Consider the following 12794-nt stretch of genomic DNA (forward strand, 5'->3'; position numbering starts at 1 on the left):
CAACGGTTGCCGAAAGCATCGCTTTTGCGATGTTTTTAAATACACATTTTTTCTTGATACAAAATAATTGATTTTTTTTCTAAAAATTTATAGTCCTTTTTGTGATTTTATTGTAGTAAAGTCCCACTTCAATTTGTAGTGCTTAATACTACAAAAATTCCTTTCTGTTTTATTAATATTTTTGATAATTTTGTATGATTTATGTTTCACAATTCTATTAAAAAAATGTCTAAATCTGATGATCCTGGCAGTTGGGTTATCTCGTTAATTAACGTAATTATGTAATTGCGGGGATGGTTTTTGCTGCTATCTCCGCATAAAGTGTGGAGGTAATATGCAAAACATCATCATTCTTCCCGAGCTCAAAGAACTTATCGAAGCTAAGGAATTCGATGTAATCAAAGAAATTTTCGACGACGCGCACTCCGCTGAAATTGCTGAACAAATTTCCGCCCTCGAACCAGAAGAAGCCTGGCAAATAATTGAACTCTTCGACAAGCACCGCCGTGCCGAAATCTTCAGCTTTTTGGACCTGCAAATGCAGGTTGATATCGCTGAAATCATCGAACGTAGCAAACTTGTTGATTTGCTCACCGAAATGTCCTCCGACGACCGCGTCGACCTTTTCAAACGTTTTCCCGAAGAAAAGCAGGAATTAATTCTTCCGTTACTCGCACAAGCTGAACGCGAAGATATTCGCCGCCTTGCCGAATATCCCGAAGGAAGCGCCGGTTCCGTTATGACTTCGGAATACGTCGCCATCCCCGACAATATCACAGTTGAAGACGCAATCCGCCGTATCCGGTTAGAAGCTTCTCAAAAAGAAACTATATTCTATATATATGTTATTAATGAAAAACGGCAACTTATCGGGTTCGTTTCTCTTACAGATTTGATTATGGCTCACCCAAACACCAGAATTAAAGACATTATGAAAAAAGATGTTATCTATGTTACAATCGATGAAGACCAGGAAAAAGTTGCCCGCAAAATCCAGAAATACGACTTAATCGCTATCCCCGTTGTTAATGGAAACAATGTGTTAGTCGGTATCGTTACTCACGACGACGCTATCGACATCATCACACAAGAACAAACAGAAGACCTTGAAAAGTTCATGGCTATCGCCGGTGCTCACGATGCTGCTGCCTACAACAAAACCCCTGTTTTCACTCACTTTAAAAACAGAGCCGTTTGGGTTGTCTCTCTTGCTGCTATCGGATTAGTTCCCGGTATGATTATTCATTCATTCGAAAATACTTTAATGAATTTGATGATTTTGGCTCTTTATATGCCAATGGTTGCTGATACCGGCGGCAACGTCGGCAGTCAGTCCGCAACAGTAGTCGTGCGTGCCTTAGCTCTGGGCGAAGTTACCTTCCGTGATTTTTTCAAGGTTATCTGGAAAGAATTCAGAATTTCTCTTCTTCTTGCTTTAGCATTAGGAATACTATCGTGGATAAAGGTAGTCTTCCTTTCATCCAATTCGGAAATGCCTCTGAATTTCTCGCTTCAGCAGGTTAGTATTGTTATTGCTGTTGCTCTGTCATTACAGGTAATTACTTCTACTCTTATTGGTGCAATGCTTCCGCTTGTTGCCACTAAGCTCAGGCTCGACCCCGCCGTTGTTGCAAGCCCGGCACTTACCACTATCGTTGATATAACAGGACTTTTGATTTATTTCTCAACCGCTAAATATCTGCTCGGAATTTAGAGACAAAATCAAATATTATAAACAAGGCTGCTTGTGTATGTTCACAGGCAGCCTCGTTTTTAAAATTCTAAGTTTTTTTTACTTTTGCACTAATACTTCTTTTTTGCTGCCATCCGAAAATTCAATGCTCAATGGCATCCAGATAGCTCTCAAATTCTTCGAATTGCGGAATATTTCATCTCTTTGGTTTGTGCTTTCGTGAACAAACGGCATAGCAAAGCGTTGGGTTTCTCCTGCTCTGATTGGGCGGTCGCTTACTAAATTGTATGCTTTAAGCAATGTGTTTTCTGGTGTGTAGAAATCTAACTCGCCTTTTACAACGCGTATTTCTTTATCTGAAACATTAGTTATTTCGAATATTATTACATTAAGTTGCTGTCCGTCCTTTTCAAGCGGCTGATAGCCAACATATACAAACTTATGATTTATTGCTAAATCAACGCGTTTTGCTGTTGCCTCGCAAAAAGTTTTTGATTGTTGCATAACATATTCTTTTTGCGACTTTATTATATCAAGCACTGTTTTCCCAATAACTGAATCCTTATTAATCCCTAAGCGAACAAGCCCGTTTGCAAATAATTCCACTTCTTCTTTTGTCAAAGCTGGTTCTGCTTTCACTTTTTCAGCAATTTCAGGTAGATTGTGCAAAGTAATTTTTTCGCTCATTACATTTGCATTCGAAAATTCCTGCTTTGTGCAGGCGCTCAACATAACTCCAACAATTGCCAACAATAAAATCGTTTTTCTGATCATATTAACCCCAATTATTATTAAAATAATCAAATTGCATTCTTTTCAAACTTTAAACTTATCAAAAAATTATAAACTTAAGAAACAATTTTATGCTCTCATCAATGCAGCTACATCAATCCGCCGCGCACCGGCATCGAGAAAAGTTCCCGCAAGCGAGTTTAGCGTCGAGCCGGTTGTGAGAACATCATCCACTAACAATATCACTTTGTTCTTTACTTTTTCTGCTTGAACAACCTCGAAAATATTTTTGACGTTGAAAATTCTATCCCTTGCACTCAACTTAGTTTGCGAAAACGTATATTCTTTTCGTCGGGCTATATCCAATTCCAGATTGCTCCCAATCGCTTCGGATACTGCTCTTGCAATATAAACCGATTGATTATATCCGCGCTCTCGCTTCTTTGCCGGGTGAATTGGCACCGGCACAACAAAATCGTATTTCACTTCGGTATTCTGCTTTACCAATTCCCCCAGCATCGTGCCGAACACCTGCCCAATCTTTGTTACGCCTCCGTATTTCAAAGCATAGATTAATCGCTCGAACGGGAATTCATCACTCGTGGAAAACAAGCAAAAAACATTGATAAAATTCAAATTGTCAAATCCGTGAAATTCTGCCAGCCTGTTTATTGTTTGCTCACTGCTTTCCGGCACCGGCATCGACGCCCGGCACCGCAGGCAGACAATCTGCCCGAAATCGCCCGAAATCTTTTCTCCACACACATAACAATGCTCTGGGAATAGCAAATTTCTGCCTGATAAAGCGAATTTTGCAGCAGTTCTACCAAATTTTTTCAGGATTTCCATAGTATTGGGAAAGAATCTCGGGAACTTGAATAATACATTTTAGAGAGGTTTGTTTTTCCACTTGTCTGAGCAGAAAAACAAACAACCTCTCCGCAAAAAATAGATTAGAATACAGCAATAGCTTCAATTTCAATCAATACATCTTTCGGCAAACGAGCCACCTGAAAAGCAGCACGAGCTGGCTTGCTTTCACCGAAATATTCATTATAAATCTCGTTCATCACAGTGAAATCATTCATATCTTTTAGCAGAACTGTTGTTTTAACAACATTATTAACAGTAAGCCCAGCCTCTTTTAAAATAGCAATAATGTTTTTTATTGCCTGATGAGTTTGAGTTTTAATATCATCGCCTGCTAAATTGCCTTCCGCAGTAAATGGAATTTGACCGGAAATGAACAAAAATTTACCTTCTGCTTTTATTGCTTGCGAGTAAGGACCAATCGGTGCCGGTGCTTCTTTCGAAAATACAACTTCTTTCATTTTAACCTCCAGATATTAATTCATAATTTATAATTAGAAAATATATCAAAAATCATTTTCAATTAGAGATTTTCCAAGCAATGCTGCACCGCGAACTCCGGTCTCGCTCAGATACCGAGCAGTTCGCAGTTCAAACTGCTCCGCAAGTGGTGGAAGCAAGTGCCCGCGCATCGCTTTTCTTGCACTATCGAATATCATTTCCCCTGCGTTTGCAACTCCGCCACCAACAATAACAGTGCTTATATCCAGCAAATTCATTGCACTCGACAATCCATAACCTAAGATTTCTCCTGCTTTTTGAAGCACTTTTCTGCTTGCGGTGTCGCCTTCGAGAGCAAAATTGTAAATATCGACAACATCAAAATTGTCTTTTGCATTCAATTTCGAGCCTGTGTCTTTTGCGGCTTCATCTTTTGCAAGCGAAATCAAAGAATTTTTCCCTAAAAATGCTTCGAGTGTGCCTTGCTGATACTTGAAACGTGTTTTTGTGCGGCAATTATAATCGATGATAGTGTGCCCAATCTCACCTGCTCCGCTGCTACTGCCTCGGAATAGTTCCCCGCGATAAATTATCGCACCGCCAACACCTGTTCCAAGCGTAACATAGATAAATGCATCACGGTCTCTGCCAGCCCCTTCAAGCATTTCGGCAAGTGCTGCTGCATTGGCATCGTTTTCCACTGCCAGAGGCACATCCGAATAGTTTCGCAAAAATTTAAGCAACGGAATATTTTTCCAGTCAGGGAAATTCGGAGAAACAAGCACATTGCCCATCAAATCAACTACGCCGGGCACACCAACCCCCACGGCTTTAATTTTCGGGTATTCCTCGAAATATTCCCTGAGAAGCGTTCTCAGTTTAATCAATACATTTGCAACGCCCTGGTCGGCTTCTGTCGGGATAGTTCGCCGGGCAACAAGACTTTCGTCATCCAATATTGCCGACTTTATGCTTGTTCCGCCAATATCTATACCAAGATACATTATTTTTTCTCTCTTTCGATAATAATCACTTCTTCATTTGGTTTGGTCATACCGTATTTTTCGCGGGCAATCCGCTCAATTTCGGTTGTATCGTAGAGCAATCGCTTAATTCTTGTGTTAAGCGAATCTTTTCGCTTCATTTCATTTTCAATTTTTTCAGTCATTTCAGTTTTTTCTAATTCAAGTTGGAAACGCTTATAAAGCCCTGAATCCGAAAAAACAACAAGTAGCAACACTAAAAGCAAAACAAGCCAGAAAGTATATTTTCGCTTTCTGGCATTGCTCCGCGTTTGTTTTTCTTCGTCCGACATTATTATTTTGCAAATTTTTGCAAGAATCCGACAAATTTATTCATTTCTTCAATTGTGCGTTTTTCAGTTACAGCAACAAGCAATCCCTGACTGCATTCCGGGAAACGGCTTGTATCTATTCCGGGCATAATTGCAACTTTCGAAGCTTCTTCAATGATTTGCGAAGCCGGCACTGGCGGCACAACCAAGAATTCATTGAAGAATGGCTTATCGTTCAACAATCTGAAGCCCTTGATTTTCTTAATTTGTTCAGCTAAATAGTGAGCTTTCTGCATAGATTGTTCTGCAACTTCTTTTATACCTTGCTTGCCCATTGCTGCCATATAAACAGTTGCAGCAAGCATAAACAAACCTTGATTAGAACAAATGTTCGAAGTTGCCTTTTCGCGTTTGATTTGTTGCTCGCGGGTCTGAAGGGTAAGCACAAATCCGCGTTTGCCTTCCAAATCCTCTGTTATACCAGCAATTCTGCCGGGCATTTTACGGATAAATTCATTTTTGCAGGCAAAAATACCAAGATATGGTCCACCTAAACTTAATGGAATACCGAGCGGTTGCCCTTCGCCAACTGCTATATCGGCATTGTATTCGCCGGGCGAAGCAAGCACGCCCAAAGATATTGGATTTATTACTGTAATAAACAGTGCTTTCTTTTCGTGAGCTATTTTTTCAATTTCGAATACATCTTCTAAATTGCCATAAGCATTTGGTTGCTGAACAATTACAGCTGAAGTTTTGTCGGTAACAAGCGAGCGGAGTTTTTCAAGGTCGCAGGTGCCGTCTTCGAGCTTTGCTTGGTGGAAAGTATAGTTCTTGCCAGCAGTAATAGTATCAACAACACGTCTGTAATTAGGATTGACAGTGCCGGCATAAACAAACTCTGTTCTGCGGTTATGGGCGTTTGCCATCATACAGGCTTCGGCAAGAGCAGTAGAGCCATCATACATCGATGCGTTAGCAACATCCATACCGGTAAGAGCACATATCATAGACTGATATTCATACATAGCCTGCAGCGTTCCCTGCGATACTTCTGCCTGATATGGTGTGTAGGCAGTTTTGAACTCAGGACGCTCAATAACTGCACCGACTATCGATGGAATAAAATGATCGTAGCTTCCGCCACCCATAAAACATATATGTGATGAAGTTGTAACATTTTGGTTCGCATATTCGCTCATCATTTTTACAACTTCGAATTCGGACATTGCCACGGGAAGATTAAGTTCTTTATTTAATCGGATTTCTTCTGGAATTGCTGCAATAAGTTCGTCGAAATTCTTTACACCAATACGTTCGAGCATTTCCTGACGCTCTTTATCAGTATTAGGAATAAAAGGCATAATTTAACTCCATATAATAATTATGTTTATACAAAACACAAAATTAGTTTAATTAAATGAGTTTTCAAAAAAATATTGCATAAATATTCCCAAACCGAAAAATACTATAAAATCTCCTTTTCTAATTCTTTGTGAATCAGCAATCATTCCAACTAAATTGTCTTCTGTTGTATGGTTTAGTTGAGTGTTTGGCTTATCATTAAAATCTATATAATTATCTTTGGCACCCGTTCCTGCGAATAGATATTCTAAGTGATACTTGAATGTGTTTGTATCAACAATAAATACATGGGTTGTGCTCATTTTTTTTCCTTTTTAAACAAAAATATATATTCGTGCTTGAAAACATAAAATCCACCCACTAAAGCCCTATATCTCCATAATTCCTTTTGATTCATTTTCCCTTTTGTTTCTTCAAAATTTTTTACAATCGTTGATTTTAAAACATAACCTCTTTTCAGCACTTCATTCATAGTATAAAATCCCAACGGTATCCACTCACCTTGAGAATACTTATCTCCAATGACAACCGCAAAATATCTACCATTATCCAATACAGCGCAAGTGTTATCAACAACCTTTCCAAATAAATTCAAAAATTCTTCCACACTCTGAGCATTTGATAAATCTTTCTTATTATCACTAAACTTAATAATATCCCAATATGGTGGATGCATTATTACAAACTGAACTGATTTTATGCCTCTTTTTTCAAGTTCATGTTTGAAATTTAATCCAGTGCTGTCCCCATTGATAATTTCAGTTCTTACATTAAAAATATTTCCTTCAGCAGAAATGTTTTTATTTGCCAATTCCACAACCTCGTTCTGCAACTCAACTCCGACACCGTTCCGACCTAATCTTCTGTATTCAATTAGTGTTGTCCCGCTTCCTAAAAAAGGATCAAGCACCCATTCACCTTGTTTGGTGTATCTTCTAAGAAATTGATTTGGAATTTGCGGAATAAAGTTGCCCCAATACCCGGCATTATGAGCGCCAGACGCATCTCTTTTGTCTAATACCCATAAACTGTCTGTAATTATATCATCATACTCTTTCCAGCGATTCAGGTTTATGTCATTAATTTTACTCGTTTTAACCACTGTCAGACTTTTTTTTAAGCGAGAAATGTAATATTTTGTTCTTTCAATAGTCTGAGCTTCAAGGATTTGCTTCAGTTCCTCAAGCAGCGTATCTTTTTTTATTGTTAGAGTATCGCCGTTGTTTGAAAAATTTAATAATCCTAAATCATCCTTTGATGTATTCTTAAGAATTTTTAAAATTTTCAGAACTTCTGTCTGAATTCTATTTTTCTCGTCTAATTCCTCGATATTCGTCAATACTTCCAGCAACGAACTTTTGTTGATAATTGAATCCTGCTCCCAATCAAAAGGTAATGTCTCGTTTTCCATTTCAATCACCATAATAATAAAGCATAATACCCTGATACAAACTATTGTTTAATTTACTTCAATTGATTTATCATCAAATATTAATCCCTAATCCCAATATCAAACAATCCGCCTATTGAGGCAATAGCCACAACCCGAACCACTTTTCATAAAAATAATTAATATTCGGCGTCAGCATTTTTTAGAATCTTACAAAATTCTTTCTAATTCTGCTTCGCTTTCGAGCAGAACTGTTCGCGCTTTGCTACCTTCGTTCGGACCAACTATTCCGGCATCTTCCAATTCATCAATAATTCTTCCGGCGCGGGCATAGCCCACTTTCAGACGTCGCTGAATAAGCGACACCGACGCCTGTTGCAACTGCACAACAAGCCGCGCTGCTTCCTCGAAAAGCGGGTCGCGGTCTTCTGCTGCTATGCTTCCGGATGATGATTTGTCCTCCAGCAAACTCGGCAACATATACGGTTTGCTATAGCCCGACTGCTTCCCTATAAAATTGCATACATTTTCTACTTCGTCGGTCGAAATAAAAGCATTCTGTATTCTTATCGGTTTAGGCGAACCGCTCGGCAAAAACAGCATATCGCCATTGCCAAGCAACTGTTCGGCTCCCGAAATATCAAGTATTGTGCGGCTATCAATTTTCGATGCTACCAAATAGGCTATGCGTGCAGGGAAATTCGCCTTGATTATTCCAGTGATAACATCTACAGACGGTCTTTGAGTTGCAATAATCAGATGAATTCCAACGGCACGCGCCATCTGTGCCAATCGGATTATCGGTTCCTCGACTTCGCGTGATGCCGTCAGCATCAGGTCTGCCAGTTCATCGACTACCACAACAATATATGGCATAGGTCTGTGGTCAAATTCCTTTATATGTTTATAAGCACCCGCCCGAACCTTCGCATTATAGTCAGCAATATTGCGTTGCCCGACCATTGCCAATATATTGTATCTGTTCTCCATTTCTAAAACAGTCGATTTGAGTATCGCTACTGCATCCTGCGGATTTGTAACAATTGCATCCTGAATATCGGGCGACATCGCAAGAAAATGATAACGCAAACGGCTATATTGTTGCAATTCCACCTTCTTTGGGTCTATGATTACAAATTTCAAATCCCGCGGGTGCATCCTGAAAAGCAAGGAATTAATTATTGTGTTTATTCCAACAGATTTTCCGGAACCCGTCGAACCAGCGATAAGAAGGTGCGGTGCTTTTGTTAGGTCTGCAACAACTACTTCCCCCGAAATTGTTTTGCCCAAAGCTATTGGCAAGTGTGCCTTTGATTCGTAAAATTTAGCTGTATTGACAACGTTGCTGAAACGCACTACGGATGGGTGTTGGTTCGGTATTTCCACCCCAACTGTGCCACGCCCCGGAATGGGAGCAATTATTCTTATGCCGCGAGCCTTCAATGCCATTGCAAGGTCGTCGGCAAGACTTTCTATACGGCTGATTTTAATTCCAGCCGCCGGAACAAATTCATATTGCGTTACAACCGGTCCCGGCGTTACAGTTAGATTTTCTATGTAAATTTTGAATGTTTCGAGCTTCTCCTGCAAAATTCTGGCGTTCATTCGCAGTTCTTCGTCGCTTACTCTGATTTCCTCTGAACTGGTATCGAGAAGTTGCACACCCGGCGGAACGTATCTGATATCCTCGTCGTGAATTGCAACTCCAAGCGGAGTGTTCAAAACGGGTTCGTCCTCAGGAGCGGGATCTTCCACTTCGATGATTAACGGCTTGGGTTTGTCTGGTGCTGTTGGCTTGATTTCAATTGGTTTCGGACGAATCACCGCTTCGTCTATATCCTCCTGCAAAGGTTTTGCCGTTTTGGGTTTTACAATCAGAGCCTCGTCAATTTCCGGAAGTTCCGAACTATCCTCGACAGGAAAATATTCATTTGTCTCTTTCTCTTTGATTTCATCTTTTGTTCCGGTGCGTTCGCTTTCCATTGCAACTTGCTTTGAAGGAGCAACATCTTTTGGCTCTGCTGTTTCGTTTGCAACCGTTTCTTCGTCGCTCTGTGCTACCTGATTTTCACTGTCCTGATGGGCTTGATTGGAAAGCCCGACACTCTCAATTTGCTTGATTTTCGAAACTGATTTATCAACAAACTGGCTTTCAACGTCAATTTTTCGCAGACCAAGCGGTGCAATAGGCGGAGCCTGCTCTTTGAATGGATTTTTTATATTAATTTTCAATTCAGGTTGTTTGGGTTGCTCTTGCTTAACTTCAGTTGCAATATTTTCCTGAACTTCGGTTTGCCCGGTGGGCTTGCTTTCGGTGGCAGTTTCAACAGTTTCTGCGATGGGTTCTTCCTCCTGTTTGTCCTGTGGCAATTCTTCTGAAAGCAGTTCCTTATTGATTTTTTCAAAATCTTTCACTTTGACAAACAGAAATCTGAAAAGTGCAATGCTTTTTCTGTAAATAAGCCGTGAAATTTCCCAAACTTTAGCAAATATCGGCTTCCAATTTATGTTAGTTCCAAAATATACAAGCAAAAACAAGGCAATCAGAAAAAACAAGGTTGCACCAAACGGACTTAGCAACTTCGACATCAACGAACCGGCAAACAAACCAATTGCCCCCAGCCATTCTTTGTCTATTGTGCTAAATGTTTCGAAATTTCTTAAAGCCCCAAGCAGAGACGAAAACGAAATCCCAAACAAAAAGTAAATAATAGTGTTGCGTATAAGTTTATCAGGAATTTCGAACGATTTGTAAATATTCAGCCCCCAAACGAAAAGAAACACAGGTAAGAAAACTATAATATATCCGATAGTGCCATTTATCATCAGGTCCGAAAGCACTGCACCGGTGAGCCCAAGCCAGTTTTGCGTGGTCTCTGCTTTTATGCGTATCATCGAATCCGACGAAAAAATCGTCAGAAGCTCGGAAAGCGTTATTTTTGCATTTAGTTCATCTTTTTGTGTGTAAGAAATAATCGAAAGAAACAACAAAACAGAGAAAATCATCAGCAGCACAGCAAAAATCCGGGAGTAGAGGGAAACATTCATTTCTTTGGGCGATTTTTCTGAATTCTGTTTGGGCTTTTCCCTTTTGCTGCTGCGTTTAATCACTATTTCGTCGTTGCTTTCAGCCATTTTTTACCTCTGTTGCTTTGAGAATTTTAATACTATTTCCATCGATAAACGGAATTATCGGATAAAGGTCAATCGTTGAGGCTATTTCAATATCAGATTCAAATCCTAAGCTTTCAAGCAATTTTGCGTGTTCAGTAGTTCTGACAAATTCCTTTATATTATCTTTGTGCATCTGGTAGATAGATTTCGCTAAATGAGCCGCATCTGTTAGCTTGCAGGCAAGCTGTTCGTGGAAAAGGCTTACAAATGCACCTGCTGCAAGTGTGTCCTCGTAGGAAATTCTGCCTTTGTTGCCAGCAGCAAACAAGATTATTGAATGCACCGACGGGTCGCTTTCGACACGGCTTAGCACATACTCGCAGACTGCGGACAAATTCACAAACGAAGCCACTATTCGGCAAGGCGACTCTTTAGCACGGGTAAATATTTGCGTTCCGTTCGTTGTAGTGAGAATTACTATTTTATTTTCAACTTTTTCCCTTGTGAACTCTGTCGGGGAGTTGCCGGCGCCAAACCCATCGGGCTTCATTCCGTTGCGTTCGCCAGCAAGAATTGCATTTTGCTTGTCGATGGTGTTGTATAGCTTTACTGCTTTTTCGGTTGTATCTGTGATAATAATTTCGCGGGCATTGTTGCTCAGAGCCGTAACAATTGTTGTGCTTGCCCTCAGAACATCAATCATTATCACAACAGAATTCGAAAAATACGTATCTTCGTTTATGGCGGTTGGCACCAAAAATGCGTCAATAATCATAAACTATTCGAGCCGTTATATTTTACAAATAATCTAAATTTAAGTAATTTTTCTGAATTATGTAAATTTTTGAATAATTATATTTTTTTAATAATACTTATTGGAAATATCCGGAACGCACTGCCCGCTTCTCTGACTATCATTATTTAATTAATTTCATATCTAACAGATAAATAAATTTTATAAATCTAAAAAAATTCTTATATTTGTAGTTCATTTTTTCGTAAAACTATAATTTATAATAAATTATCGAGCTAAGGTGATTTATGAAAAGAACGTATCAGCCAAGTCGTCGTAAAAGAGTTAATAAGCATGGTTTTCGCGCACGTATGGCTTCGAAGAATGGTCGCAAGGTGCTTGCTCGCCGCCGTGCAAAAGGTCGTTACCGTCTAACTGTTAGCGACGAAAGATAGTACATTGATAATATGCATAGACTTTGAGCATAGCCGCTCACTGTTATGCAAATAAATTCAAGAGGTCGAAAATGCCGTCCACTCGGCTTGCCACAATCAAAAAACAAAAACGCTTCCAAGAAGTTTTCGCAAATGGCAAAAAATTTTCGACTTCTAATTTATTTGTTGTAATCGAATGCAACGAAGTAAGTGCAAACTCGCTCGAATACGCTGTCGTTGCAAGCAAGAAAGTTTCGAAACGGGCTGTTGTGCGAAACCGTGTAAAGCGTTTGCTGAGAGAAGTTCTTCGTCAATATGTTCATTTGCTACTGGCAGGCAACATCAATATCTCAGCTATAATTTTATTCTGGCGAACACCCGTTGCTAAGCCGCCGCTTATAAGATTAACCGATGTTTTCGCTGAATTTATGATAATTGTCGAAAAATTCCGTAATTCTATTATCAAAAGGCAAGTTGATGAAGAAAATCCTAATAATATTGATTAAATTCTACAAATTTGCTATTTCCCCGATTTTCCCGCCGTCCTGCCGTTTCTATCCAACTTGCTCCCAGTATGCAATCGAAGCCATCGAAAAGCACGGCTCGATATTCGGAACTTTTTTGGCAATCAAGCGCATTGTGAGGTGCAACCCATTTTCGAAAGGTGGGTTCGACCCCGTTCCAGATATTTTATTTAAAAAGAAGATTATTAATTAATTGAAGTAGAA

General features: G+C 39.6%; 14 protein-coding genes. 4 read left to right on the forward strand and 10 right to left on the reverse strand.

Annotation, left to right across the window (positions count from 1 at the left end):
- Window positions 1-334 precede the first annotated feature (334 nt).
- Window positions 335-1714, forward strand: coding sequence for a magnesium transporter (gene mgtE, locus ACY2LT_RS07130; protein ID WP_491814811.1), 1380 nt, complete (start codon window positions 335-337; stop codon window positions 1712-1714).
- A 78-nt stretch (window positions 1715-1792) separates the two neighbouring features.
- On the opposite strand, the gene ACY2LT_RS07135 is transcribed toward mgtE, so the two are convergent.
- From ACY2LT_RS07135 to ACY2LT_RS07180, 10 genes are all read right to left on the reverse strand, one after another.
- Window positions 1793-2467: a hypothetical protein gene (locus tag ACY2LT_RS07135; protein ID WP_491814812.1), complete on the reverse strand. Its 675-nt coding sequence runs from the start codon at window positions 2465-2467 to the stop codon at window positions 1793-1795.
- A gap of 87 nt (window positions 2468-2554) precedes the next feature.
- Window positions 2555-3274: a ComF family protein gene (locus ACY2LT_RS07140; RefSeq protein ID WP_491814813.1), complete on the reverse strand. Its 720-nt coding sequence runs from the start codon at window positions 3272-3274 to the stop codon at window positions 2555-2557.
- 104 nt (window positions 3275-3378) lie between these two features.
- Complete coding sequence (locus ACY2LT_RS07145) at window positions 3379-3756, reverse strand: RidA family protein (RefSeq protein ID WP_491814814.1); 378 nt, start codon at window positions 3754-3756, stop codon at window positions 3379-3381.
- A gap of 45 nt (window positions 3757-3801) precedes the next feature.
- Window positions 3802-4740 carry an ROK family protein gene (locus ACY2LT_RS07150; protein ID WP_491814815.1) on the reverse strand — a complete coding sequence of 313 codons (939 nt, stop codon included), beginning with the start codon at window positions 4738-4740 and terminating at the stop codon, window positions 3802-3804.
- Window positions 4740-5051, reverse strand: a complete 312-nt coding sequence (locus ACY2LT_RS07155) for an FtsB family cell division protein (RefSeq protein WP_491814817.1) — start codon at window positions 5049-5051, stop codon at window positions 4740-4742. Before ACY2LT_RS07155 ends, ACY2LT_RS07150 begins: the two co-directional genes overlap by 1 nt.
- Before the next feature lie 2 nt (window positions 5052-5053).
- On the reverse strand, window positions 5054-6394 hold the full coding sequence (gene gcvPA, locus ACY2LT_RS07160; RefSeq protein WP_491814818.1) for an aminomethyl-transferring glycine dehydrogenase subunit GcvPA: 1341 nt from the start codon (window positions 6392-6394) through the stop codon (window positions 5054-5056).
- Window positions 6395-6442: 48 nt separating this feature from the next.
- Window positions 6443-6697, reverse strand: coding sequence for a hypothetical protein (locus tag ACY2LT_RS07165; protein ID WP_491814819.1), 255 nt, complete (start codon window positions 6695-6697; stop codon window positions 6443-6445).
- Window positions 6694-7806 carry a DNA methyltransferase gene (locus ACY2LT_RS07170; protein ID WP_491814820.1) on the reverse strand — a complete coding sequence of 371 codons (1113 nt, stop codon included), beginning with the start codon at window positions 7804-7806 and terminating at the stop codon, window positions 6694-6696. Before ACY2LT_RS07170 ends, ACY2LT_RS07165 begins: the two co-directional genes overlap by 4 nt.
- 189 nt (window positions 7807-7995) lie before the next feature.
- On the reverse strand, window positions 7996-10920 hold the full coding sequence (locus tag ACY2LT_RS07175; protein WP_491814821.1) for an FtsK/SpoIIIE family DNA translocase: 2925 nt from the start codon (window positions 10918-10920) through the stop codon (window positions 7996-7998).
- On the reverse strand, window positions 10913-11674 hold the full coding sequence (locus tag ACY2LT_RS07180; protein WP_491814822.1) for a 2-phosphosulfolactate phosphatase: 762 nt from the start codon (window positions 11672-11674) through the stop codon (window positions 10913-10915). Before ACY2LT_RS07180 ends, ACY2LT_RS07175 begins: the two co-directional genes overlap by 8 nt.
- A 266-nt stretch (window positions 11675-11940) precedes the next feature.
- Between ACY2LT_RS07180 and rpmH the strand changes: the two genes are divergently transcribed.
- From rpmH to yidD, 3 genes are all read left to right on the forward strand, one after another.
- The gene (gene rpmH, locus ACY2LT_RS07185; RefSeq protein ID WP_491814823.1) at window positions 11941-12087 is read left to right on the forward strand and encodes a 50S ribosomal protein L34; all 147 of its coding nucleotides are present in this window, start codon (window positions 11941-11943) and stop codon (window positions 12085-12087) included.
- A gap of 71 nt (window positions 12088-12158) precedes the next feature.
- Window positions 12159-12572 (forward strand): ribonuclease P protein component, encoded by a 414-nt coding sequence (gene rnpA, locus ACY2LT_RS07190; RefSeq protein WP_491814825.1) that lies wholly within the window; start codon window positions 12159-12161, stop codon window positions 12570-12572.
- Window positions 12544-12783: a membrane protein insertion efficiency factor YidD gene (yidD, locus tag ACY2LT_RS07195; RefSeq protein ID WP_491814826.1), complete on the forward strand. Its 240-nt coding sequence runs from the start codon at window positions 12544-12546 to the stop codon at window positions 12781-12783. The genes rnpA and yidD overlap by 29 nt, the downstream gene beginning before the upstream one ends.
- Window positions 12784-12794: the final 11 nt, after the last annotated feature.

The organism is Eximiradius proteiniborus (assembly GCF_058546985.1).

Coding starts and splice junctions, on each gene's coding strand:
- ACY2LT_RS07165 (WP_491814819.1), bottom strand. CDS start 6,697: ATGAGCACAACCCATGTATTTATTGTTGATACAAACACATTCAAGTAT.
- ACY2LT_RS07135 (WP_491814812.1), bottom strand. CDS start 2,467: ATGATCAGAAAAACGATTTTATTGTTGGCAATTGTTGGAGTTATGTTG.
- ACY2LT_RS07175 (WP_491814821.1), bottom strand. CDS start 10,920: ATGGCTGAAAGCAACGACGAAATAGTGATTAAACGCAGCAGCAAAAGG.
- ACY2LT_RS07180 (WP_491814822.1), bottom strand. CDS start 11,674: ATGATTATTGACGCATTTTTGGTGCCAACCGCCATAAACGAAGATACG.
- ACY2LT_RS07170 (WP_491814820.1), bottom strand. CDS start 7,806: ATGGAAAACGAGACATTACCTTTTGATTGGGAGCAGGATTCAATTATC.
- ACY2LT_RS07145 (WP_491814814.1), bottom strand. CDS start 3,756: ATGAAAGAAGTTGTATTTTCGAAAGAAGCACCGGCACCGATTGGTCCT.
- rnpA (WP_491814825.1), top strand. CDS start 12,159: ATGCCGTCCACTCGGCTTGCCACAATCAAAAAACAAAAACGCTTCCAA.
- ACY2LT_RS07150 (WP_491814815.1), bottom strand. CDS start 4,740: ATGTATCTTGGTATAGATATTGGCGGAACAAGCATAAAGTCGGCAATA.
- rpmH (WP_491814823.1), top strand. CDS start 11,941: ATGAAAAGAACGTATCAGCCAAGTCGTCGTAAAAGAGTTAATAAGCAT.
- mgtE (WP_491814811.1), top strand. CDS start 335: ATGCAAAACATCATCATTCTTCCCGAGCTCAAAGAACTTATCGAAGCT.
- gcvPA (WP_491814818.1), bottom strand. CDS start 6,394: ATGCCTTTTATTCCTAATACTGATAAAGAGCGTCAGGAAATGCTCGAA.
- ACY2LT_RS07140 (WP_491814813.1), bottom strand. CDS start 3,274: ATGGAAATCCTGAAAAAATTTGGTAGAACTGCTGCAAAATTCGCTTTA.
- yidD (WP_491814826.1), top strand. CDS start 12,544: ATGAAGAAAATCCTAATAATATTGATTAAATTCTACAAATTTGCTATT.
- ACY2LT_RS07155 (WP_491814817.1), bottom strand. CDS start 5,051: ATGTCGGACGAAGAAAAACAAACGCGGAGCAATGCCAGAAAGCGAAAA.